This window comes from Marinococcus sp. LNHM5E3-2.1, from assembly GCF_056034365.1.
Map to the genome: position 1 here is coordinate 478,956 of NZ_JBQLIB010000001.1, position 24,564 is coordinate 503,519.

Annotated in this window: 23 protein-coding genes; all 23 read left to right on the forward strand. The window is 53.8% G+C overall.

Annotated elements, in window-relative coordinates; genetic code table 11:
• The first annotated feature begins 77 nt into the window (after positions 1-77).
• The 23 genes from rimP to pgsA all read left to right on the forward strand — a co-directional run bounded on the left by rimP (position 78) and on the right by pgsA (position 24,559).
• Positions 78-548 (forward strand): ribosome maturation factor RimP, encoded by a 471-nt coding sequence (rimP, locus tag ACTRXH_RS02555; RefSeq protein ID WP_474260550.1) that lies wholly within the window; start codon positions 78-80, stop codon positions 546-548.
• 40 nt (positions 549-588) lie between these two features.
• On the forward strand, positions 589-1,704 hold the full coding sequence (gene nusA / locus ACTRXH_RS02560) for a transcription termination factor NusA (protein WP_474260552.1): 1,116 nt from the start codon (positions 589-591) through the stop codon (positions 1,702-1,704).
• An 18-nt stretch (positions 1,705-1,722) separates the two neighbouring features.
• Positions 1,723-1,998 carry an RNase P modulator RnpM gene (rnpM, locus tag ACTRXH_RS02565; RefSeq protein WP_474277393.1) on the forward strand — a complete coding sequence of 92 codons (276 nt, stop codon included), beginning with the start codon at positions 1,723-1,725 and terminating at the stop codon, positions 1,996-1,998.
• The gene (locus ACTRXH_RS02570; RefSeq protein WP_322524702.1) at positions 1,988-2,299 is read left to right on the forward strand and encodes a L7Ae/L30e/S12e/Gadd45 family ribosomal protein; all 312 of its coding nucleotides are present in this window, start codon (positions 1,988-1,990) and stop codon (positions 2,297-2,299) included. The genes rnpM and ACTRXH_RS02570 overlap by 11 nt, the downstream gene beginning before the upstream one ends.
• A gap of 72 nt (positions 2,300-2,371) precedes the next feature.
• A complete protein-coding gene (gene infB / locus ACTRXH_RS02575) occupies positions 2,372-4,240 on the forward strand; it encodes a translation initiation factor IF-2 (RefSeq protein WP_474260554.1) in 1,869 nt (622 codons plus the stop codon).
• Positions 4,237-4,512 (forward strand): DUF503 domain-containing protein, encoded by a 276-nt coding sequence (locus ACTRXH_RS02580; protein WP_022792810.1) that lies wholly within the window; start codon positions 4,237-4,239, stop codon positions 4,510-4,512. The genes infB and ACTRXH_RS02580 overlap by 4 nt, the downstream gene beginning before the upstream one ends.
• A gap of 11 nt (positions 4,513-4,523) precedes the next feature.
• Positions 4,524-4,874, forward strand: coding sequence for a 30S ribosome-binding factor RbfA (gene rbfA, locus ACTRXH_RS02585; protein WP_079476203.1), 351 nt, complete (start codon positions 4,524-4,526; stop codon positions 4,872-4,874).
• Between the two features lie 100 nt (positions 4,875-4,974).
• Positions 4,975-5,877 (forward strand): tRNA pseudouridine(55) synthase TruB, encoded by a 903-nt coding sequence (truB, locus tag ACTRXH_RS02590; RefSeq protein ID WP_474277396.1) that lies wholly within the window; start codon positions 4,975-4,977, stop codon positions 5,875-5,877.
• A gap of 35 nt (positions 5,878-5,912) precedes the next feature.
• On the forward strand, positions 5,913-6,869 hold the full coding sequence (locus ACTRXH_RS02595) for a bifunctional riboflavin kinase/FAD synthetase (RefSeq protein ID WP_474277399.1): 957 nt from the start codon (positions 5,913-5,915) through the stop codon (positions 6,867-6,869).
• A gap of 136 nt (positions 6,870-7,005) precedes the next feature.
• Positions 7,006-7,275 carry a 30S ribosomal protein S15 gene (gene rpsO, locus ACTRXH_RS02600; protein WP_022792814.1) on the forward strand — a complete coding sequence of 90 codons (270 nt, stop codon included), beginning with the start codon at positions 7,006-7,008 and terminating at the stop codon, positions 7,273-7,275.
• 259 nt (positions 7,276-7,534) lie between these two features.
• Positions 7,535-9,637 carry a polyribonucleotide nucleotidyltransferase gene (locus tag ACTRXH_RS02605; protein WP_474260557.1) on the forward strand — a complete coding sequence of 701 codons (2,103 nt, stop codon included), beginning with the start codon at positions 7,535-7,537 and terminating at the stop codon, positions 9,635-9,637.
• A gap of 85 nt (positions 9,638-9,722) precedes the next feature.
• Positions 9,723-11,000, forward strand: coding sequence for a M16 family metallopeptidase (locus ACTRXH_RS02610; protein WP_474280435.1), 1,278 nt, complete (start codon positions 9,723-9,725; stop codon positions 10,998-11,000).
• A gap of 98 nt (positions 11,001-11,098) precedes the next feature.
• The gene (gene asd, locus ACTRXH_RS02615) at positions 11,099-12,145 is read left to right on the forward strand and encodes an aspartate-semialdehyde dehydrogenase (RefSeq protein ID WP_474280437.1); all 1,047 of its coding nucleotides are present in this window, start codon (positions 11,099-11,101) and stop codon (positions 12,143-12,145) included.
• Between the two features lie 20 nt (positions 12,146-12,165).
• Positions 12,166-13,410 carry an aspartate kinase gene (dapG, locus tag ACTRXH_RS02620; protein ID WP_474260563.1) on the forward strand — a complete coding sequence of 415 codons (1,245 nt, stop codon included), beginning with the start codon at positions 12,166-12,168 and terminating at the stop codon, positions 13,408-13,410.
• A 64-nt stretch (positions 13,411-13,474) separates the two neighbouring features.
• Positions 13,475-14,347, forward strand: a complete 873-nt coding sequence (dapA, locus tag ACTRXH_RS02625; RefSeq protein ID WP_474260565.1) for a 4-hydroxy-tetrahydrodipicolinate synthase — start codon at positions 13,475-13,477, stop codon at positions 14,345-14,347.
• A gap of 263 nt (positions 14,348-14,610) precedes the next feature.
• The gene (locus ACTRXH_RS02630) at positions 14,611-16,275 is read left to right on the forward strand and encodes a ribonuclease J (protein WP_474260567.1); all 1,665 of its coding nucleotides are present in this window, start codon (positions 14,611-14,613) and stop codon (positions 16,273-16,275) included.
• A gap of 104 nt (positions 16,276-16,379) precedes the next feature.
• Positions 16,380-18,761, forward strand: a complete 2,382-nt coding sequence (locus ACTRXH_RS02635; RefSeq protein ID WP_474280439.1) for a DNA translocase FtsK — start codon at positions 16,380-16,382, stop codon at positions 18,759-18,761.
• Positions 18,762-18,772: 11 nt separating this feature from the next.
• Positions 18,773-20,047, forward strand: a complete 1,275-nt coding sequence (gene yfmF, locus ACTRXH_RS02640; RefSeq protein WP_474277414.1) for an EF-P 5-aminopentanol modification-associated protein YfmF — start codon at positions 18,773-18,775, stop codon at positions 20,045-20,047.
• The gene (gene yfmH / locus ACTRXH_RS02645) at positions 20,028-21,323 is read left to right on the forward strand and encodes an EF-P 5-aminopentanol modification-associated protein YfmH (RefSeq protein WP_474280441.1); all 1,296 of its coding nucleotides are present in this window, start codon (positions 20,028-20,030) and stop codon (positions 21,321-21,323) included. Before yfmF ends, yfmH begins: the two co-directional genes overlap by 20 nt.
• Positions 21,316-22,041, forward strand: a complete 726-nt coding sequence (gene ymfI / locus ACTRXH_RS02650; protein WP_474280443.1) for an elongation factor P 5-aminopentanone reductase — start codon at positions 21,316-21,318, stop codon at positions 22,039-22,041. The genes yfmH and ymfI overlap by 8 nt, the downstream gene beginning before the upstream one ends.
• A 78-nt stretch (positions 22,042-22,119) precedes the next feature.
• Complete coding sequence (locus ACTRXH_RS02655) at positions 22,120-22,893, forward strand: DUF3388 domain-containing protein (protein ID WP_322524716.1); 774 nt, start codon at positions 22,120-22,122, stop codon at positions 22,891-22,893.
• A gap of 24 nt (positions 22,894-22,917) precedes the next feature.
• Complete coding sequence (locus tag ACTRXH_RS02660) at positions 22,918-23,826, forward strand: RodZ domain-containing protein (RefSeq protein WP_474280445.1); 909 nt, start codon at positions 22,918-22,920, stop codon at positions 23,824-23,826.
• Between the two features lie 154 nt (positions 23,827-23,980).
• Entirely contained in the window at positions 23,981-24,559 is a 579-nt protein-coding gene (gene pgsA / locus ACTRXH_RS02665; RefSeq protein WP_474260578.1) for a CDP-diacylglycerol--glycerol-3-phosphate 3-phosphatidyltransferase, read from the forward strand.
• Positions 24,560-24,564 lie beyond the last annotated feature (5 nt).

Consider the following 24,564-nt stretch of genomic DNA (forward strand, 5'->3'; position numbering starts at 1 on the left):
AGCTTTCTGCATAAAATAAACTATATACTATCATTGGAAGAAATGAAGATGATGACAAAGCAGCAGGGAGGTACGTAATGAAAGAAAGTATTAAAGACATCGCAGCACGTCTGGCGCGGCCGATTGCTGAAGAACTGGATCTGGAACTCGTGGATACAGAGTATAAAAAAGAAGGAAAAAACTGGTACCTTCGGGTATTTGTGGACAGCCCCGACGGTGTACATCTGGAAGACTGCGGACGGGTAAGCGAACGGCTGAGTGAACAGCTCGACGCCCTGGATCCGGTCCAGGAGGCTTATTATCTGGAGGTGTCTTCACCGGGCGCGGAGCGTCCGCTGAATAACGAATCGGATATCCGCCGTTCAGTCGGGAAAAACGTATACGTGACTACGTATGAACCCGTTGAAGGAGAAAAAGCGTTCGAAGGAAAGCTGAGTGACTTCAAAGATGGAGAGCTTTTGATTTCCACTAAACAGAAACAAAGGGAACGCACGGTGCATATACCGTACAGTAAAGTAGCTAAAGCAAGGCTCGCCATCATTTTTTAACGGTGCGGCGGGCCTCGAGAAAAAGGAGGATCTGAATTCCATGAATGCAGACTTTATGGAAGCATTGGACGTACTGGAAAACGACAAGGGAATCGATAAAGAAATAGTGCTCGAAGCAATCGAGGCCGCATTGATTTCCGCCTATAAGCGAAATTTCAACCAGGCGCAGAACGTCCGGGTGGACGTCAACCGTGACACCGGATCGATTCACGTATTTGCCCGGAAAGAAGTGGTGGAAGAGGTATTTGACCCGCGGCTTGAAATCTCTCAGGAGGAAGCGCAGGAAATCAGCCCGTCATACGAGCTCGACGATGTAGTGGAAATGGAAGTCACCCCGAAAAACTTCGGGCGCATCGCTGCCCAGACGGCGAAGCAGGTCGTGACCCAGCGCGTGCGCGAAGCCGAGCGCGGCATTATCTATTCCGATTTCATCGACCGCGAAGAAGATATTATGACCGGCATCGTGCAGCGCCAGGACCACCGCTTTATCTACGTGGATCTCGGGAAGGTAGAGGCGCTGCTGCCGCAGAGCGAACAGATGCAGAATGAAACGTACAACCATAATGACCGGCTGAAAGCATACATCACCAAAGTGGAAAAAACCACCAAGGGGCCGCAAATCGTTATTTCCCGTACGCACCCGGGACTTTTAAAGCGGCTGTTTGAGCTGGAGGTGCCGGAGATTTATGACGGCACGGTGGAAATTATTTCAGTGGCGCGGGAAGCGGGCGACCGCTCAAAAATTTCGGTGTATGCGGACGATCCGGAAGTAGATCCGGTCGGCTCCTGCGTAGGGCCGAACGGCCAGCGCGTACAGACGATCGTTAAAGAGCTGAAGGGCGAAAAAATCGATATCGTGCAGTGGTCGGATAATCCGGTGGAGTACGTAGCCAACTCGTTGAGCCCGGCGAAAGCCCTTGATGTTCAGGTGAATGAAGAGGAAAAAAGTACGCTCGTCGTGGTGCCGGACTACCAGCTTTCCCTGGCTATTGGCAAGCGCGGACAGAACGCCCGTCTGGCCGCCAAGCTTACTGGCTGGAAAATCGACATTAAAAGTGAAACCGAAGCCGAAGATCTCGGTATCTTCTCGCCGGAGGATGCGGAAGAAATCCCGGTTACAAGCACAAGCATTGATTTAGACACAGAAGATTTGTAAAAATGAGGGTGAGCGGCTATGGTTAAAAAAATTCCCATGAGAAAATGCATTATTACTGGAGAAGAAAAGCCCAAAAAAGAGCTGGTGCGAGTCGTTCGGGACCCGGATAACACCGTTTTTGTTGACCGTTCCGGTAAAAAGAACGGCCGGGGCGCGTATTTAACAGACAGTGATGATGTGTTTTTACAGGCGAAGGCAAAGGATTCGCTGAGCCGCCATCTGAAGGTGAAAGTCTCAAGCGAAGACTACGACCGTCTCCTCGAAGAGCGCAGAGGCGCGGGTCATGAACGATAAAGCATTGTCCTTTCTTGGCCTTGCCGCGAGGGCGGGAGAACTGAAAAGCGGCGATGACACCGTTCTTAAAACTGTGCAGACCAAAAAGGCACAGTTGGTCATCGTCGCTGCGGACGCTTCTGCCAATACGATTAAAAAGTTCACGGATAAAACGGCCTTTTATTCATGCCCTTTTCGGGTTGCCGGAACGAAAGCGGATCTCGGCGCGGCGATCGGAAAAGAATCGAGAACTATTTTATCCGTCACAGAACGCGGCTTTGCCAAAAAGCTGATAAAATTAATAGATGAAGAAATAAATTAAGAAGGACGTGTAGATGGAGGAAAAACGAACAATATTCAGGAACGATATCTTTGGAAGGAAAGTGATGTCACTATGAGTAAAGTGAGAAGCAATAAAACAAGAAACACCCAGCAGGGGAACAGAGGCCCAAACAAGAAGAAGAACACCCAGAAACGCCCGGGCGGCGGCCGTAAAGAGCAGCAGGCCACACCGGAAAAAATTACGTTTGCCGGCAGTCTTTCCGTCGGGGAACTGGCAGAAAAGCTGAATAAGGAAAGCTCTGAAATCATCAAAAAATTGATGAATCTCGGCGTAATGGCGACCATCAACGAAACGCTCGAGGCAGAAACCATTGAACTGATCGCCACCGATTACGGCGTAGCGGTAGAGCAGGAGGAAGTGGTGGATGAACTCGATATCGATAACTATGTCGAGCAGGACGACCCTGCAAAGCTGCAGGAGCGCCCGCCGGTAGTAACCATTATGGGACACGTCGACCACGGGAAAACGACGCTTCTCGACTCCATCCGCCATACAAAGGTGACCTCAGGGGAAGCCGGCGGCATTACCCAGCATATCGGCGCTTATCAGGTGGAAGAAAACAACAAGCTGATTACCTTCCTTGATACGCCTGGACACGCAGCGTTTACGACGATGCGTGCGCGCGGTGCTGAAGTAACCGATATTACGGTTCTGGTTGTCGCAGCTGACGACGGTGTCATGCCGCAGACAAGAGAAGCCATCAACCACGCCAAGGCGGCAAATGTGCCAATCATTGTCGCGGTAAACAAAATGGACAAGGAAGGCGCGAACCCGGACCGGGTCATGCAGGAGCTGATGGAATTTCAGTTAGTGCCGGAAGCATACGGCGGGGAAACGATCTTTGTAAACCTTTCTGCGATTCACGGGGAAGGCATTGATGAACTGCTCGAAATGATTCTGCTCGTCGCTGAAGTGGAAGACTTCAAAGCGAACCCGGACAAACGGGCACGCGGCAGTGTCGTAGAAGCAGAGCTTGACAAAGGGCGAGGCCCGGTTGCCACTCTGCTCGTTCAAAACGGCACACTGCATGTCGGCGAGCCGATTGTCGTCGGTAACGCCTTTGGGCGGATCCGGGCAATGGTGGATGATCTTGGCCGTCAGGTGAAAAGCGCGGGACCATCCAAGCCGGTGGAAATTATCGGCCTGAATGATGTGCCGCAGGCAGGCGACCCGTTTGTCGTCTTTGAGGAAGAGAAAAAAGCCCGCCAGATTGCCGATGCTCGTAAGAGCCGGGCGAAGGACGCCGAGCGTGCCCAAACCTCGAAGATCAACCTTGACGATCTGTTCAGCCAGATTCAGGAAAACGACATGAAAGAAATCAACGTGATTGTAAAAGCGGACGTCCAGGGCTCGGTTGAAGCGCTTCGCGGCTCCCTTGAAAAGATAGAAGTGGAAGGCTGCAAGATCAATATCGTACACGCCGGTGCCGGCGCAATTGCAGAATCAGACGTCATCCTCGCCTCGGCCTCCAACGCGATCATTATCGGCTTTAACGTCCGTCCGGACGTAAACGCCAAGCGTACGGCGGATGCAGAAAATGTGGATCTTCGTCTCCACCAGGTTATCTACAATGCGATTGAAGAAATTGAAACAGCCATGAAGGGTATGCTCGACCCAGTCTATGAAGAGCGCGTGCTCGGACAGGTTGAGGTGCGTCAGCTGTTTAAAGTCTCCCGCGTTGGCACAATTGCCGGAAGCTATGTGCTCGAAGGCAAAATCACCCGGGACTCCAAAGTGCGTGTTGTGCGCGACGGCGTCGTGATTTTCGACGGCGGCATTAAGGACCTGAAGCGTTATAAAGACGACGCCAAGGAAGTCGCAGCCGGCTATGAGTGCGGTGTGACCCTTGAAAACTTTAACGACCTTAAAGAAGGCGACATTATGGAGCCGTATATCATGGAGGAAGTTAAACGCACATGATCGGCGTCGTCCATGTAGAGTGCATGCTTTATGAAGCGAGTCATTTAAAGCAGAAACGGGCGGTGCTTCAAAGCGTAAAAACAAAGCTGAAGCAGCGCAATCTCTCCGTGGCGGAAACGGATTACCAGGAGCTTTGGCAGCGGGCAGCTCTTTCGATCGTCACCGTGCATAACGAAAAGGCCGGTGCGGAAAAAGAGCTGCAGCGTGCCATTCATATGATTGAAAGTTATACGGAATGGGAAATAACCTCCGTACACTATGAATGGTTATAGGAGGAACAGTGATGGCTAATATACGTGCTCAACGTGTAGGAGAGCAGATTAAAAAAGAAGTATCGGATATTTTTGCGCGTGGAATCAAGGATCCGCGGGTGCAGTTTGTGACGGTGACTGACGTAGAGGTGACCGGAGACCTGCAGCAGGCAACGATCTTTGTAACGGTTCTCGGAGAAGAAAAAGACAAAGAGGAAGCGTTTCAGGGCCTCGAAAAAGCCCGGGGATTCATCCGCAGTGAAATCGGAAAACGAATCCAGCTTCGCAAAACGCCGGAAATTTTCTTTTCCTTTGATGAATCGATTGAATACGGCAACCGTATTGAATCGCTGCTGCGCGATTTAAATGAGCGGGAGAAGTAGAAGAAAGAAGCTGTTTTAAAGTTGGAAAAGCTGTTGCTGACTTTGAAGCAGCTTTTCCTATGTGTATGAATTCTGTAATGGAAGTGAGCGAAACAGCCCTATGATTGATGGAATCATTCCTTTGTGGAAAGAAGCAGGGGTTACGTCCCATGACTGTGTCGTGCGTGCACGCCGGCTGCTGAAAACAAAAAAAGTCGGTCATTCCGGCACGCTTGATCCCTCTGTGACCGGGGTGCTCCCGCTTTGTGTCGGGAAGGCCACCAAGGCGGTGGACTATCTGCACGAAGCCTCAAAAGCGTATGAAGGAATCATCACTCTCGGGGAAACGACGACGACCGAAGACGCCGATGGGGAAACGGTGGCGGTTCTTCCAGTGGAAAAAGCCCCGGCAAAGCAGAGCATCGAGGCAGCGCTTGAAGCGCTGACCGGTGCGGTGACTCAGGTGCCGCCCATGTATTCAGCCGTCAAAGTCCGGGGGCGCAAGCTGTATGAGTATGCCCGGGAAGGCATAGAGGTCGAGCGCCCCGTGCGGGAGGCCCAAATTTATGATTTCCGGCTGCTTGATATGGACGAATCTCCGCAGGACGGAAAGTTTTCCTTTAAAGTGCAAGTGATCTGCAGCAAAGGAACCTACGTACGCACCCTGGCCGTCGACGCCGGGGAGAAGCTCGGGTATCCGGCGCACCTGCAGCAGCTTGTCCGGACGGCGTCCGGCGGGTTTGGTCCGGAGCACAGCTCCACGTGGGAGGAGCTCGAATCCCTCCTTGCCGAAGAACGTCTCGCAGACGCCGTGTACCCGGTGGACTGGGCCGTGGCCCACCTTCCCGCCATTACGGTGTCGGAAAAAACGGCAGAGCAGATCAGTCACGGGCGCGTTCTGCCGGCAGAATGGTTTCAGGAGCAGACGATGGCAGTAAAGACAGAGAGCGGAAAGCCGCTGGCTGTATATACGGCGCACCCGGATAAGCCCGGCATTTTCAAACCAAAAACAATGCTTCTTTAATAGCGTGAATGAAAGAATATCGGCAGGTGAAAATAATGGAAGTTCATCATCTTGTACATCCACATACGTTAACGCCGTCGCTTTCAAAACCGAAGGTGATGGCGCTGGGCTACTTCGACGGGGTGCACCGCGGCCACGCAGAAGTGATTGAAAAGGCCCGGCAGACAGCAGAGGACAGGGAACTGCCGCTTGCTGTTATGACCTTCCATCCGCATCCGAAGGTGGTACTATCGAAGCACACGGAAGAAGATATGTTCTATTTGACCCCGCTTAAGGAAAAACAGCGCGTCCTCGAATCACTGGGGGTGGAAGAGCTGTACATCGTGCGGTTTGACCAGGATTTTGCATCTCTCGATCCCCAGGCTTTCGTCGATGCCTACATCATTGATCTCGGCGTAAAGCATGCGGTAGCCGGGTTTGATTTTTCATACGGGAAATTTGGCCGCGGCACGATGGAGACGCTCCCGTATCATTCAAGGGACGCCTTTACGTTTTCCACCGTATCGCCGCATACCGAAGACGGAGAAAAGGTGAGCTCCACCTGGATCCGCCGGGTGGTGGAAGAGGGGGAAATGGTCAAAGCTGCCCGCCTGCTCGGGCGCTGGTATACATTTGAAGGCACTGTCGTCGAAGGAGAGAAACGCGGACGGACGATTGGCTTTCCAACGGCCAACATCCAGTCCGAAGAGCCGTACCTGCTTCCAAACGACGGTGTGTACGCCGTGCGTGCGCTTATTGATGGACGCTGGTACCGGGGGATGTGCAATATCGGCTATAAGCCTACGTTTCACGACGAACGGGACGGCCCCCCGGAAATTGAAGTTCATCTGTTTGAGTTCAGCGGAGACATTTACGGTAAAACGGTCCGCATCGAGTGGCGGGACCGGCTGCGCGGGGAAGTGAAATTCCCTTCCCTCGATGCACTTGTGTCCCAGCTTCATGAAGACAAACAGTCCGCCGAGCAGGTACTCGAGCAGGAAATCAGGGACTAAAACCTGTTTTCCCTTGCGTTTTTACTGTTCAAAAGGTAAGATGGTTGATGTATGGAAACCACTTCTTGGCTTGCACGCGCCTCCTGCGGCTTGCGAGGAAATGGTTGAAACAAAATAACAAAAGGAGGTCGACTGAATGGCTTTAACACCAGAGCGTAAATCAGAGTTGATCGAAGAGTACAAAACACATGAAGGCGACACCGGTTCCCCGGAAGTGCAGATCGCTATTTTGACGGAGCAGATCGTTTCGTTGAACGAACACCTGCGTGAGCATAAAAAGGACCACCATTCCCGCCGCGGGCTTTTAAAAATGGTTGGTAAGCGCCGTAACCTGTTAACGTACGTTCGTAACCAGGACATTACACGCTACCGCGACATCATTAATAAACTCGGCTTGCGCCGTTAAGAATGACTGGGAAGCGGGAGGTATCTCCCGCTTTTTCTCTTACCTAAAAACAACCATGTGCATAACGTATGCGGCTGTGCGGTATAAAATGATCCCTTACGCACATCTCACAAGCTTAGCGCGTAAGCAGGCGTGGCTTCCGCGCTAAGCTTGTGCGCACGAAAGGGCTTCCTCCCAGCAGGCAGTACCGGCGGGATGGAACATTTATACCCGGACAGTCAGACGTATACGTGAAAAAACGTATAGGAGGTCCTGAAATTTGGAACAAGAAAAGAAAACCTACTCGATTGAATGGGCGGGGCAGACGCTGACCGTCGAAACAGGGCACATAGCGAAACAGGCAAACGGAGCGGTCATGATCCGCTACGGAGACACCGTGGTGCTTTCCACCGTTACGGCTTCAAAGGAACCGAAGGATCTTCCGTTCTTCCCGCTGACGGTAAATTACGAAGAGCGGCTGTACGCGGCAGGGAAAATTCCCGGCGGCTTTATTAAACGCGAAGGACGGCCAAGCGAAACAGCGGTTTTAACGAGCCGTCTGATTGACCGGCCGATCCGCCCGCTTTTCCCGGACGGCTTCCGTAACGACGTGCAGGTCATCAACATGGTGATGAGCGTGGACCAGTCCGCTTCCCCGGAGATTGCGGCTATGGTCGGTTCGTCACTTGCCCTCTCCCTGTCGGACATTCCGTTTTACGGCCCGGTTTCAGGTGCTGTTATCGGACGGGTCGACGGCGAATTTGTCGTCAATCCTTCGGAATCCGAAGCGGCGAGAAGCGACATTGAACTGACGGTTGCCGGTACGAAAGATGCCATCAACATGGTGGAAGCCGGAGCAGACGAAGTGCCGGAGGAAACAATGCTTGAAGGCATTATGTTCGGCCACGAAGAAATCAAGCGCCTGGTGGAGTTCCAGGAAGGCATCATCAGCGAGCTCGGCCAGGAGAAAATGGAAGTACAGCTGAAACAGACGGACAAAGATCTCGAAGAAACGATCCGCAGCCAGTTCCAGGACTCCGTGAAAGAAGCGGTCATGATTAACGACAAAAAAGAACGCGATGTGGCCATCCAGGAGCTGAAAACACAGATCTCCGAGCCGTATGAAGATGAGGAGCAGCACAGCGAAGTAAAAGATATCTTTGAAAAACTCGTTAAAGCGGAATTCCGCCGTCTGATCACCGAAGAGCATATCCGTCCGGACGGACGCGGCCCGGATGACATCCGCCAGCTCACGTCCGAGGTGGACATTCTGCCGCGAACGCACGGCTCCGGGCTGTTCACCCGCGGCCAGACGCAGGCGCTCAGCATCTGTACGCTTGGCGCTCTCGGAGAGGTGCAGATCATCGATGGCCTCGGCACCGAAACATCGAAGCGGTTTTTGCACCACTATAACTTCCCGAACTTCAGTGTCGGGGAAACCGGTCCGATCCGCGGGCCGGGCCGGCGGGAAATCGGCCACGGCGCTCTCGGCGAACGCGCCCTCGAAAAGGTTGTGCCTTCCGAGGAGGAATTCCCGTACACGATCCGCCTGGTGTCCGAAGTGCTTGAATCCAACGGCTCCACCTCCCAGGCGAGCATCTGCGCAAGCACGCTTGCTATGATGGACGCCGGTGTGCCGATCAAATCGCCGGTTGCCGGCATCGCGATGGGTCTTGTAAAAGAAGGCGACGACCTGGCCGTGTTAACCGACATCCAGGGCATGGAAGACGCCCTCGGCGACATGGACTTTAAAGTAGCAGGGACGGCAGACGGTGTAACGGCGCTGCAAATGGATATTAAACTCGCGGGCATTGACCGCGAAGTGCTTGAATTTGCTCTCAAACGGGCAAAAATCGCACGCATGAAAGTGCTCGAAAACATGCTTGCTACGATCAGCGAAACGCGCGGAGAGCTTTCCCCGTATGCGCCAAAAATTATGTCCATGCACATCAAACCGGATAAAATCCGTGACGTGATCGGCCCGAGCGGGAAAACGATCAATCAGATTATTGAAGATACCGGCGTGAAAATCGATATCGAGCAGGACGGCACGGTCTTTATTTCCTCGACCGAGCAGGATAAAAACGAGGAAGCGAAAAAAGTCATTGAAGATTTAATTCGTGAAGTAGAGCCCGGCGAGACGTATTTAGGAAAGGTCAAACGCGTCGAGAAGTTTGGCGCCTTCGTGGAGCTGTTTAAAGGAAAAGAAGGCCTTGTGCACATTTCCCAGCTGAACCACGAGCGCGTAAACAAAGTGGAAGACGTCGTTTCCATCGGGGACGAAGTCATGGTCAAAGTAACAGAAATAGACAATCAGGGACGGATTAACCTGTCGAGAAAAGCGTTGCTTGCAAAAGAAAGCTCCGACACACCTTCTCAGTAATCCGCTAATAGATCAGAAGGGACTTGGATTTCCAGGTCCTTTTTTTTATAAATACCGATAGAATAAAAGAAGGAGGACCAAGCAGATGGTGGAAACGAAATATCTTCCGAACGGAGTTCGGCTGGTCTCAGAGCACATTCCGCATGTACGTTCGGTCTCGCTCGGGCTGTGGATAGAAGCAGGATCGAGGCAGGAACGGGCGGAGGAAAACGGGATGGCCCATTTTATTGAACATATGCTGTTTAAAGGGACATCTGAACGGAGTGCAGCAGACATTGCCGGCTACTTTGACCGCATCGGCGGGGAAATAGAAGCTTTTACGGCAAAGGACACCACCTGCCTGCAGGCCACTGTACTCGATGAACACGCGGAACAGACGGCCGAAGTGTTTGCCGATATGTTTTTTCATTCCCGTTTTGATCCGGAGGACGTGGAAAAAGAACGTAATGTGATTTTGGAGGAAATCAGCATGGTGGAGGACACGCCGGATGATATTATTCACGATATGCTCTGGCAGGCTTCCTACGGCAGCCATCCGCTGGCCCGCCCGATCCTCGGCACACGGCCGGTGCTCCGTGAGATAACCCGGGAGCGCCTGCTTGATTTTTTCCATGACCATTATACGCCGGAGCGCCTTGTTATTTCGGCTGCCGGTAATGTGAGCGGGGAGCTCCTTGCCTGCCTTGAGCGTTTATTTGACGGCTGGGGACACGGCCGCCGGGCGGAAAACCGGGAGGAAACAGCCGTGTTTGTTCCGGGAAGAGAAGTGAGAAACAGGGAGACCGAACAGGCCCACCTGTGTCTGGGCTTTCCCGGCGTTTCCCGCTTTCATGAGCATTATTTTGCAGAGGTGCTCTGGAATAACCTGCTCGGTGGCTCAATGAGCAGCCGCCTGTTCCAGGAAGTCCGGGAGGACCGGGGTCTGGCATATTCCATCTTTTCTTCGTTTGAAGCCTTTGAACGTACTGGCTTTCATACGATTTACAGTGCAGCAGCGCCGGAACGGGTGGAGGAGCTGCTCGAAACAGTTGATGGGCTGTTTGAACGTTTATCCGCTGGAAATATTAAAGAAGCGGAAATTGAAAACCACCGGTCGCAGCTGAAATCGGCTTTTGTGCTGGGGCTGGAGTCGTCAGCGGCCCGCATGGCCCGGAACGCAAGAAACGAAATGCTGTTTGGCCGGCACCCCGGAATCGATGAGACCCTGGACAGGCTCAGCAGTGTACAGCTCGAACACGTTGAAAAGCAGGGGATTGCGATGATGCGGACGCCGCCGAGCGCTTCGCTTATCCAGCCAAATGGCCATGTGCCGGAGCTATTGAAGAAAAACAGCTCCAATTTCAGTGAGAGCATCGAAGAATAAGCCATAATTGCCCTTTTCAGTGCTGACAAGTGTGGTAAAATAAAGCAAAGTTTGTTTTAATAAATGTGAAATGGATGAACCAGAAAGGGAGAATGAATATGTCTAACGAAACATATACTGTAGCGGTCGTAGGCGCAACCGGCGCCGTTGGCCAGCAGATGCTGAAAACTTTAGAAAATAAAAATTTCCCTGTCGGAGACCTGAAGCTTTTATCCTCGAGTCGCTCCGCCGGTAAAAAAATGACGTTCAAGGGTAAGGAATATACGATTGAGGAAGCAACCCCGGAATCGTTTGAAGGCGTTCAGATAGCCCTGTTTTCCGCCGGCGGATCCATATCCAAGGCGCTGGCTCCGGAAGCAGTTAAACGGGGTGCGATTGTCGTCGACAACACGAGTGCCTACCGGATGGACCCGGATACGCCGCTTGTTGTGCCGGAAGTGAATGAAGAAGACCTGCACAGCCATAATGGTATAATCGCCAATCCAAACTGCTCGACAATCCAGATGGCGGTGGCGCTTGAGCCGATCCGTCAGAAATACGGACTGAAAAAAGTGATTGTCTCCACGTATCAGGCTGTATCCGGTGCAGGGCTTGACGCGGTCGATGAAATGAACACCCAGTCGACAGCAGTACTGAACGGTGAAGAAGCAGAAGCAAACCTTATGCCTGTCAGCGGGGACAAAAAGCACTACCAGATCGCTTTCAATGCGATCCCGCAGATCGACAAATTCCAGGAAAACGGCTATACGTTTGAAGAGATGAAAATGATCAATGAAACGAAAAAGATCCTTCATATGGACGATCTCCCGGTAGCAGCAACGTGTGTACGCCTTCCAGTCGCTACAGGCCACTCAGAGTCGGTATATATTGAAACAGAAACCGGCAACCCGGATGTTAAAGAGCTGCAGCAGACACTGTCCGAAGGCGAAGGCATTACCCTTCAGGATGATCCGGCCAATCAGGTGTATCCAATGGCTGTTAACAGCGTTGGCCTGCCGGATGTATTTGTCGGCCGTATCCGGCGTGACCTTGACCGTGAAAACGCGTATCATTTCTGGGTCGTATCGGATAATCTCTTGAAAGGCGCCGCTTATAACTCGGTACAGATTGCCGAAAGCCTGATTCGCCTTAATTTAATCAAATAACCTGTGAGGGAGCCGGACCGATGAATATAATCGTTCAAAAATTTGGCGGTACGTCTGTAAAAACGAAGGAGCTGCGCGAGCAGGCCGCCGGCCATATCGAAGACGCGGTGCGTGAAGGCTATAAGGTGGTGGTGGTCGTTTCTGCCATGGGCCGGAGCGGGGATCCTTACGCCACCGACACCCTTCTCAGCCTGATTGATGAAAGCGCGCCGGGAGAAAGCGGAGCCGAACGCGACCTGCTGGTATCGTGCGGTGAAACCATATCCGCCGTTGTGTTTACGGAGCTTCTGCGCTCAAAGCAGCTGAAGGCCGCTGCACTAAACGGGGCGCAGGCCGGGTTTATTACCGACAGCAATCACGGCAACGCCAAAATCATTGATATGCGCACAGAAAAAGTGGAGCAGCTGCTTGCCACCCACGACGCTGTTGTTGTTACCGGCTTTCAGGGTGTCAGCGAGGACGGGATGGTTACGACGCTTGGACGCGGCGGCAGTGATACGTCAGCGACTGCGCTCGGCACAGCCTTAAAGGCCGAATGGGTGGACATTTTTACCGACGTTGAAGGCATGATGACGGCGGACCCGCGGGTCGTGGAGGACGCGAGGCTGCTTTCCACCGTCACCTATCAGGAAATCTGCAACATGGCGTATCAGGGTGCAAAGGTTATTCACCCACGTGCAGTTGAGATTGCGATGCAGGGGAAAGTCCCGATCCGTATCCGGTCGACGTCGACCAAGGAGCCGGGTACGCTGATCACCTCCATGCTCGGCAGCGCCCCGGGCCGGGAGGTGGCTGAGCGCCTGATCACCGGGATCGCCCACATTCCGTCGCTCACCCAGATCAGTGTTGCGGCGGATCCGGCACAGGCAGAAGATATGCATGCCCGCGTGTTTCAGCGGATGGAGAGTCTCGGTTTGAGCGTGGATTTTATTAATATAGGGCTCGAAAGCGCCGTGTTCACCGTCCCCGACCCGCATGCAAAAATAGCGGTTGATGCTCTTGAAGAGGACGGCTGGAGCATTTCAGCGGTGCCTCACTGCGCTAAAGTCAGCGTTGTCGGAGCCGGTATGACTGGAGTGCCGGGTGTTGCTTCCAAAATTGTCACCGCGCTGTCAGAAGCCGGCGTACCGATTTTACAGTCGGCGGATTCGCATACGACCATCTGGGCGCTGGTGCGGGAGCAGGATACAGATAAAGCTGTGTCCGCCCTTCACCGCGTATTTGATCTTGGACGTGCCGGTGTACGTCCCCCATCTGTTTCCTAGTAAGCTGCAGAGGCTCATCACGATCCGCACCAATTCCCTGCAGATGAGAGAAAGGAGCCGACCTATGGCTTTTGGACAGTTACTTACAGCAATGGTTACACCTTTTCATGAAAATGGCGACATTCACTGGGAGCAAGTCGAACAGCTGACGGAGCATTTGATTGCGACAAAAAGCGACGGTGTCGTTGTAGCCGGCACCACCGGAGAATCCCCGACGCTCAGCAGTGAAGAGAAGCTGCAGCTGTTCCGACGGGTGAAAGACATTGCCGGCAGCCGGATGGATGTGATCGGCGGCGTCGGTACGAACAATACGGCGTACTCCGCCGACCTGGCGAACGAGGCAACCAAGATCGGCATTGACGGCCTGATGGCAGTGACCCCGTATTACAACAAACCGAACCAGGAAGGCATGTATCAGCACTTTCAGCGGATTGCCGCAGCTACGACGCTGCCCTTGATGATATATAATATTCCGGGGCGCTGCATCGTTAATCTGCTGCCGGAAACGCTGCTCCGGCTTGCGGAGATTTCCAACATTACGTCAGTGAAAGAGGCGTGCGGGAACCTTGATCAGATTTCGCACTTTCTGTCTTCCGCGCCGAAGGAGTTCCAGCTGTTCAGCGGCGATGATTCGCTGACGCTCCCGACGCTTTCGGTTGGCGGCGACGGCGTGGTATCTGTAGCGGCGCACATTGCCGGGGAGGATCTGCAGCAGATGATGACGGATTTCTTTTCCGGGAACGTGCAGCGGGCAGCGGAAGCGCACCGGACGCTCCTTCCGAAGATGCGGGCCTGCTTTATGGCCCCGAACCCGTCTCCGGTAAAGGCTATGCTTGAACAGATGGGCATTACCGGCCGCTACACCCGTCTGCCGCTCGTGCCGCTGACGGATGCCGAAATCCGCCAGCTTGAACAGTGGTTCACTGCCGCTTCCTAACGGTTATTTCTATCAGGACACCGCCAGCCCCGCTGCCGGTGTCTTGTTTTATATACATAAAAAATGCTGGAGAAATCGCCGGTGCCAGGCTGCTCAAAATGCCTGAGCGCAATAGTTTCTCTTGTATTTCAAAAACCGCCTGGGTTATACTGAGTATAAGTGATTTGTGCGGAAACCATTCACTCAAAGGGAAAAATGTTTCTTTTTGGGGCCGTAAATCGACGTCAGCAATAATTCATTTTTAATTTAGGAGGAAATATACTTTGGCCACACAAGCGAATGGTAACGTTCGTGTTTTTTCCCTTGGCGGTATCGGGGAAATCGGAAAAAATATGTACGTTATAGAATCAGAACAGGACATGATTGTCATAGACGCAGGACTAATGTTTCCAGAAGATGACATGCTCGGAATTGATATCGTCATTCCGGATATTTCATACTTAACACAGAACAAGGAAAAACTCCGCGGCATCTTTTTAACCCACGGACACGAAGACCATATCGGAGCTCTGACCTACATTCTCCGCCAGGTGCACGTGCCAATCTACGGCACCAAGCTTACGCTCGGCATCGTGGAGTCATACGTGAAAGAAAAAGGTCTCCGGAAGAAACCGGATTTCCGTGTGGTGCACGACAACAGTGTGATCCAGACCGGACAGCTGAAGACAAGCTTTTTCCGGACGAACCACAGCATCCCGGATTCGGTCGGCATGGTCGTGCAGACGCCGGAAGGTGTTATTGTCCATACCGGTGATTTCAAATTTGACCAGACGCCGGTGGACGGGCAGTACACGAGCCTTGATAAATTGACCGAGATCGGCAAAAAGGGCGTTCTCTGTCTGCTTTCCGACAGCATTAACGCGGAAGTGCCGGGTGTGAGTCCGTCTGAAGCGATTGCCGGAAACGGGATCATGGATATCTTTTTAGAAACCGAAGGACGTATCGTCATTACAACCTTTGCGACGAACATCCACCGCATTCAGCAGGTGATCCAGGCAGCGGAGGAAAGCGGCCGCAGGATTGCCGTTAACGGCCAGGCAATGGAAAAAACGATTGAAATTTCGCGCCGGCTCGGCTATCTCGATGCCGAAGACGACATTTTCATCACGACCGACCAGGTCGAGGACATGGACCCGAAAAAAGTAGCTATTTTATGCACGGGCAGTCAGGGCGAACCGGTCTCTGCACTGATGAATATGGCGAAGGGCGAGGATGATAATTTAACCATTGAAGAAGGCGACATGGTTATTATCGCCGCCAACCCGGTAGCCGGGAACGAAAAAACGGTGTCGCAGACGATCGATTTTCTTTACCAGATCGGCGCAGAGGTCGTTATGGGCGAAAACGTGCACTCCTCCGGCCACGCCCGTCAGGAAGAGCTCAAAATGATGCTGAACCTGGTGAAGCCGCAGTACTTTATTCCAGTGCACGGCGAGTACCGGATGCAGTTTGTGCACGGGGAACTTGCGGAAGAAACTGGCATGGATCCAAACAACGTCTTTCTGCTTGATAAAGGGGAGGTCGTGGAATTCAGCAAAGGCAAAGCCGTAAAAACCGGCAAAGTACCGGCCGGCAACGTCTTAATTGACGGCCTCGGCATCGGCGATGTGGGCAACATTGTCCTCCGCGACCGCCGCCTGCTGTCCGAAGACGGCATTCTCGTCGTCGTCGTGACACTCAGCAAAAAATCCGGCACCATCGTAAGCGGTCCTGATATTATTTCCCGCGGCTTCGTTTACGTGCGCGAATCCGAAGAGCTGATGGAAAAAGCGCATAAAAAAGTATCCGAAACGCTGGAAAAATCGATCAGCGAAAATGTAAGCGAATGGTCGACGCTCAAAAGCAGCATCCGGGATTCCATGAGCCGTTTTCTGTTTGAAAAAACCAAACGGCGCCCGATGATTCTGCCGATTATTATGGAAATTTAAAAGCACGCGAAAAGCTTGCCATGACACACCCCTGCATTAGCCAGTTTGGCGGGCAGGGGGTGTTTTATTGAATAGAGTTTTTTCGGGGAGAAAGGAGCCAAACCATGGCAAAAACGGCGAAGCGGAAGAAAAAACGAACCTCGTCGAACAGAAGCAGGCAGCCGGCGTTTTCATGGCCGGCGCTTGCGGCAGCACTGCTCGCCCTCATATCGCTCGGCGGCTGGGGGTGGGCCGGCCAGCTGCTGCGCTCCGGTTCCCAGTGGCTCACTGGAGACCTCTGGTGGATATTGAACCTGTTTATACTAGCTTTTTCCACGGTCTGGATGATCAACCGGAACATCGTGAAGCAATTTCCGGTGCGGTGGACAGGCGGCGCCCTTCTTTTCCTTGGGGTGCTTCTCTTTACGGAGGTTCGCTGGGCTTCGGGTCTCAATGAGCCGGCGATTTCTGTTTTTATGGAAACGTTCGGCCGTGACGGCTGGCTCGACCGCTCCGGAGCAGCCTCTATCGGAGGCGGCACGATCGGGGCTCTTATCTACGATGCTGTTCATTTTCTGATCGGGACAGCCGGAGCTTATATTGTGTCCGTGCTTCTCATGATCGCAGGACTTTTTTTACTTATGCAGTGGTCTTTCCAACATACAATGCAGACAGGCGGGGCATGGGTGGCCCGTACCTCCAGACAGGGAGCGGCTCAGGCGGTCGAAAAAGGAAAACAGCGCCGGGCGGAACGAAAAAAGCAAAAAGAAGCCCGGGAAAAAGAAACACCGGCCCAGGCTGCGCCGAAGCAGAAGGAGACGCCTGAAGCACCTGTGGAAAAGCCGAAGGAAGGCGCAGAAAAGCCGAAAATCTTCTCGTTTACCGAACAGGCGTACCAGGAGCCGCCGGCGGCCAAAGAGGCACCGAAGCCCGAGGAGCCCGCGCGAAAAAAAGAAGCGCCGGCGCCGGAGGCAGTCGAGGCTCCGGCCGAAGCCGGACCCGACGTGGACCGCTCGGATATGCTGAGCGTCACCGAGGGGGAAACGGAGAACAAAAATTATCAGCTGCCGGCTCTTACGATGCTCTCAGCACCGAAAAATCAGAACCAGCAGCAGGAGCGTTCGCAGATTTCAGCTAACGCTAAAAAGCTCGAGGAAACCCTGCAGAGCTTTGGAGTGAAGGCGAACGTCTCGGAGGTGCATTTAGGGCCTGCGGTAACCAAATACGAAATCCAGCCGGCCGTTGGGGTGAAGGTCAGCAAGATTGTGAACCTCTCCGATGATATCGCGCTCGCGCTCGCGGCACGGGACATCCGGATTGAAGCGCCGATTCCGGGCAAATCCGCCGTCGGCATTGAAGTACCGAACCAGGAGGTGGCGATGGTGACGCTCCGGGAGGTGCTCGAGTCGCTTGAGAAAAAGGACGACCATGTGCTTGATGTCGCGCTCGGCCGGGACATTTCCGGCGAACCGATTCTTGCCTCCCTGCATAAAATGCCGCACCTGCTTGTCGCCGGGGCGACGGGAAGCGGAAAAAGTGTCTGCATCAACGGCATCATTACGAGTATCCTGATGCGCGCGCGTCCGCATGAAGTGAAGCTGTTGATGATTGACCCAAAAATGGTGGAGCTGAACGTGTATAATGGTATCCCCCATCTGATGGCTCCGGTCGTTACTGAACCGAAGAAGGCAGCCCAGGCGCTGAAAAAAGTAGTGGCCGAAATGGAACGCCGCTACGATCTGTTTTCGCACACCGGTACGAGAAACCTTGAAGGCTACAACGAATGGATCCGGAAGCAGAACGATAAAGGCGGGGCCAAGCAGCCCGAGCTTCCGTACATTGTCGTTATTGTCGACGAACTTGCCGACCTGATGATGGTGGCCTCGAGTGAGGTGGAGGATGCGATTACGCGTCTCGCCCAGATGGCACGTGCTGCCGGCATTCATATGATTATCGCGACCCAGCGTCCGTCCGTGGACGTCATTACCGGGGTTATCAAAGCGAACATTCCGTCGCGGATTGCGTTCGGGGTATCGAGCCAGACGGACTCCCGGACGATTCTTGACAGCGGCGGAGCGGAAAAGCTGGTCGGCAAAGGCGATATGCTGTTTTCCCCGATCGGCTCCAACAAATCGACCCGGGTGCAGGGGGCGTTTGTGTCCGACCATGAAGTGGAACAGGTGGTAGAGGCTGTTGTTGCCCAGCAGAAAGCTAAGTACCAGGAGGAAATGATTCCCGACGAGCAGCCGGCGCAGGCCGAACGGCCGAGCGACGAGCTGTTTGACGAAGCGGTGGATATGATTCTGCAGATGCAGAGTGCATCGGTATCGATGCTGCAGCGCCGGTTCCGCATCGGCTACACGCGGGCAGCCCGCCTGATTGATGAAATGGAAGACCGCGGCATTGTCGGGCCGTACGGCGGCAGCAAGCCGCGTGAAGTGCTCGGCGATACCCGCGGCGGAAGCGGCGAACCTGCCGAAGAAAAGGAAGATACGCACCATAGTTGAGGAGGATTTTGATGCAGCCAGTGACGACGAACACGAATATTCCGGTACATTTATTTCAAACGAAGCAGTTTAAAACAACGGCTGTCATTATGCAGTGCCGCGCCCCGCTGTCCGAACATACCGCAGCGGGCCGGGCGCTGCTGTCCAGAGTGCTGAAAAAAGGGAGTCTGCGCTACCCGTCGCAGTCCCATATAAAAGAAAAGCTCGATGACCTGTACGGCGCCACGTTCAGCGTGGACGTCGGCAAACGCGGCAATTACCATGTGATGAGCTTTCGCATGGAATTTGTCAACGAACAGTATCTTCCGGCGCAGGAGGACCTGTTTGCCGAAGCGACCGCATTTTTAGCGGAGATGGTGCATGCACCGCTCGCAGAGAACCGCGCGTTCAACCCGAAAATTGTCGAGGAGGAAAAACGGACGCTGCTGCAGAAAATCAATACGATTTATGATGAAAAGGACCGCTACGCCAACATGCGTCTCGTACAGGAAATGTGCAGCGCAGAAGCGTATTCGGTGCATCCGCTCGGCGATGCCCATCGGATGGAGGCACTCGATGAACAGAAGCTCTACGACGTATACGAGCAGTTTCTCGCGGAAGACGCGATTGACGTCTACGTGGTCGGCGACGTGGAGTCGTACGACGTTGAGGCAGTCACAGGCCCGTTTCCGGAACGAAGCAGCCTGCCGCCGGTCGAAGACGGCGCAGAACGTCCGCCGCGTGTGCGCTACGTGGAAGAGTCGGATGACATTCACCAGGGCAAGCTGCAGCTCGGCTACCGGACGACGATTACCCAGGACGATCCGCAGTTTGCCGCGATGCAGGTAACGAACGGCCTGTTCGGCGGCTTTCCGCACTCGAAGCTGTTTCAGGAGGTGCGTGAAAAACGGAGCCTCGCCTATTACGCTGCTTCCCGCTACGAAAGCCAGAAGGGACTGGTCATGGTGATGACCGGCATTGAAAAGGAGCAGTACGAGCAGGTGAAAGAAGTGATCGGTGAACAGCTGCAGGCGCTGCAGCAGGAGCCCGTCTCTGAGGAACTCCTGGCCCAGACAAAGGGTATGCTTATCAACCAGATCCGCGAGACCACCGACGCCCCGGGCGGGCTGGCTGCCCTTCATTTTCAGGGTAAAATGGCGGGCCGCGTCCGTCCGATTGAAACATGGATTGAAGAAATTGAGCAGGTGAGCGCAGAGGACGTGCTTGCATGCGCGAATTCAATCGTACTTGATACCGTATTTTTCCTACACGGAAAGGAAGATGAAGATGCAGAAACAACAGTATGATCAGCTGCAGGAAACCGTCTACTCGGAGGTCATGCCAAACGGCCTCCGGGTGTACGTGCTTCCGAAGCAGGGATTCAGTAAAACGTTTGCCACCTTTACGACCGACTACGGCTCCATCGACAACGCCTTCGTGCCGATCGGGCAGAAGCAGAGCGTGCAGGTGCCGGACGGCATCGCTCATTTTCTGGAGCATAAAATGTTTGAAGACGAAAAAGGCGACGTATTCGACACGTTCGGCAAACAGGGCGCTTCGGCCAATGCGTTCACGTCCTTCACGCGTACGGCGTATTTGTTTTCAAGCACCGATGATACCGCGGTGAATCTGCATACGCTGCTCGACTTTGTGCAGCATCCGTATTTCACCGAGGAGAGCGTGGAAAAAGAAAAGGGCATTATCGGCCAGGAAATCAGCATGTATGACGATGATGCCGACTGGCGCCTGTTTTTCCAGCTGCTCGGCAATCTGTATCACCGCCATCCGGCCCGGATTGATATTGCCGGCACGGCCGAGTCCATCAGCCGGATTACAAAGGATGACCTGTATACGTGCTATCATACGTTTTACCATCCGGCGAACATGATTTTATACGTGGCCGGCGCGGTGGAGCCGCAGGAGATTTTTGAACTCGTGCGAAGCAACCAGGCGCAGAAGGAATTTACACCGATGGATCACGTGGAGCGTATTGAAGTGGATGAGCCGGCGACGGCGCTTCATTCCAAGGCGGTCGAAAAGATGAGCATCCGCCTGCCGAAGGTGCTTCTCGGCTACAAGCTGTCGCTTCACAGCGAAACGGACAACCTGCTGTATCAGGAAGCCCGGCTCGAGCTGCTGCTTGAAACGCTGTTCGGGGAAGGCTCAGAGGCGTATGAAACGCTGTACTCTGAAGGGCTGATCGATGACAGCTTTTCAAGCGAGGCGATGATTGAGCGTTCGTTTTCACTCGCGGCGTTTGGCGGCAACACGCCGAAGCCGGAAGAAACCGAAGCCCGGATTCTGGACATTATCGAGCACGCGCAGACCGACGGAATGGACGAACGCCGCTTTGAACGGATGCGCAAAAAGCTGCTCGGCCAGCTCGTCAAGCAGCTGAATTCCACCGAGTTTCTCGCCACCGAAGGCACACGCTACGCGTTTCACGGCGCTTCGGTTATGGACGCGGTGGAGATCATGCAGCAGGTGACGTTTGAGGATATTTCCAACCTGCTGGAGAGCGAATTCCGCATCGACAACCGAACGACATCCATTATCGACCAGAAGGCTGAAGCAGATGCCTGACTGGACGCTCGTTACCGGAGCAAGCGGAGCGATTGGAGGAGCAGCAGCCGAACGGCTCGCTGCCTCCGGCCGCCCGCTTCTGCTTCATTATTGCAGGGGAAGTGAACGCGCAGAACAGACAGCGGAGCGCTGCCGCCAGAACGGGCAGCAGGCAGAAGCAGTCTACGGGGATCTTGCCACTGAGGCAGGCCAGGAGGCATTTATGGCCCGGCTGCCGAAAAATATTGATACTTATATTCATGCTGCAGGCATGGAGGAATACATACTGTTTCAGGAAACCACCTACGCGCACCGAAATGCCATTATTCAGACAAATGCGATGAGCGCGATGGCTGTCAGCCGTGCTCTTCTTCCGGAAATGCTCACCGCCAGGCGCGGGACAATCGTTTTCGTAAGCTCCGTCTGGGCCCGGGAAGGGGCAGCAATGGAATCCACCTATGCAGCGGCGAAGGGCATGATTGAATCCTTCACCCGGTCGCTCGCCAAAGAAACCGGCCCGTCCGGGGTGCGCGTAAATGCCGTGGCACCGGGGGCGGTCGCCTCTCCGATGCTCGGCCATTTAACGGAGGAAGAACAGCAGGACGTCGCCGGGCGTGTATCGCTTGGGCGGATCGGTACGCCGGATGAAGTGGCCGGCGCGGTCGCGTTTTTATGCTCGAAGGATGCCGCTTATGTGCACGGGGAAGTGCTCCGCGTGGACGGTTTATTTCCGTCCTGAAACCCCCGTCGTCTGCTGTTCAAATGGGAAAAAATGACGTACAATAAAAGCAGTAGAGACAAAGAAGGGGGACGTCTGATGGCTGGCAACGAATGGTACGTGGAATACGAAATTCATCAAAACCGCCCCGGCCTGCTCGGGGATATTTCTTCGCTGCTCGGTATGCTTGCAATCAATATCGTGACCATCAACGGGGTGGAGGGCAACCGCCGGGGGCTGCTTCTGCGCTGCGACAGCTTTGACCGCATCCAGCGGCTTCGCGCCATCCTTGATACGATTCAGATCATTTCCGTGCGGAAGGTCAAACAGCCGGGGCTCCGCGAACGGCTCGCTGTCAGGCACGGGCGCTACATTGAGCGCGATGCCGATGACCGGAAAACGTTCCGTTTCGTTCGTCCGGATCTCGGGCTCCTCGTCGATTTTATGGCCGAGCTGTTCAAAAAGGATCGTCATTATCTTGTCGGTATCCGGGGGATGCCACGGGTTGGAAAGACCGAATCGTTGGTGGCTGCGAGCGTATGTGCCAATAAACGCTGGACGTTTGTGTCGTCGACGCTTCTGCGCCAGACGATGCGCACCCAGCTCGGCGACGACGAACGAACAAACAGCCATGTGTTTATTATCGACGGGATTGTCACCACGATGCGTGCGGCACGGAAACATCGCGACCTGGTGGAGGAAATCATGCGGCTGCCCGCAGTCAAAGTCGTGGAGCATCCGGATATATTCATCCGCGAAACGTCGTATACGGCGGATGATTTTGACTGCATGATTGAGCTCAGAAATGATGAAAGCCAGGTGATCTCGTACGATACAGTGGATTCCGGCTTTTCGTCGTTTGATATTAGTTAACGTGAAAGAGGCAGGTGAGCCGTTATGGCAGAGTTAGGACCGTACCTTCGCGGTGAACGCGAGCGCCAGGGAGCAAGCCTCGAGCTGATGCAGCAGCGCACGAAAATCCAGCGAAGGTATTTGCAGGCGATTGAAACCGGTGATTACGGGGCGCTGCCGGGGGCTTTTTATGCCCGGGCGTTCATCCGCAGCTACGCCGAAGCGCTCGGCCTGAACGCCGAGGAGGTTTTCCAGCAGTATGGCCATGAACTCCCGGCGCCAAAGCAGCAGCCGACAGAGATGCCGTCGCGGGCGTCAAGACAGCAGACGCGAAGCAGAAGCCAGCAGAAGCGGCCGCAGCAGAAACAGAAAAAAACATCCTTCCTGCCCTCTATTTTTGCGCTTATTTTTCTTCTTATCATCGGGGCAGGGATCTGGGTGCTATTCCAGAATGTAAGCAGCGATACAGAGACCCAGCAGCAGAGCAGCGAAGGGACCGGCGTCCAGTTTGAGTCCGGGTCTCCGGAAGAAGACAGCGGAGCTGCAGAGGAGAGTGCAGAAAGCACTCCGGAAAACAACGGGGGCTCCGGCGGGGGAGAAGACGAAAATGCTGAAGAAGAGGAAAGCCAGGACACCGATGTGCAGCTGGAGGAGACCTCCTCGGACGGAGACAATTCGTCGTATGACGTGATCGGGGCGGAAGCGTTTGAGCTTACAATGAGCTTCAGCGGCAACTCCTATGTGGATATAACGGATGCAGACGGCGAGATGCTCGATATGTTTGCAGAGCAGGCCGAGGGAGATGAGCTTGAAGAAACGTACGAGGCAGAAGAAATCACCGTCAATGTCGGCAACACGAACAACATGGAGCTGACTGTCAACGGCCGGGACTTTTCCTATCCTTCAGATGGCACCCACCAGGTTATTACGTTTACGGCAGTGCCAGAAGAATAAATCCGGCCTTCGCTTCTGAAATGTTCAGAACGAAGGCTTTGCTTTGCCATAAACAAATTGTGCGTTTTGTTCCATGAGAAAAAAAGATATGTGATACAATATGAAAGACTGGAATGTGGACGGAACAGCACGATTTGCAAGTAGGAGGACGCCCATGAACTTACCTAATAAAATTACAATTGCCCGTGTGTTGATGATTCCGTTATTTGTGATCGCCGTTCTGGTGCCTTTTCCGTTTGGTACCTGGCCGGTAGGGAATGCCGATCTGCCGGTGCATCACTTCATCGGCGCGGTCATCTTTGCGATCGCGGCTGGCTCCGACTGGCTCGACGGCTATATTGCAAGAAAGTACAGCCTGGTGACCTCGTTTGGCAAATTTCTGGACCCTCTCGCGGACAAGCTGCTCGTTACGGCGGCACTGCTTGTGTTGATTGACATTTCCATGCTTGCGTCCTGGATGGCCATTATTATTTTAAGCCGCGAATTTGCAGTTACCGGCGTCCGGCTGGTGGCTGCCGGGGAAGGAAACGTTATCGCAGCAAGCGGACTCGGAAAATGGAAAACCACATTCCAAATGGTTGCTATCGTGGTGCTCTTGCTTCATCACTTTCCATTTTCCTATGTCGGCTTCCCGGCGGGTGACGTCCTCATGTGGATTGCTGTTATTTTAACCATCATATCCGGCGTTGATTATTTCTGGAAAAACCGCGCCGTGATTATGAAGACGATGTAAGCTGT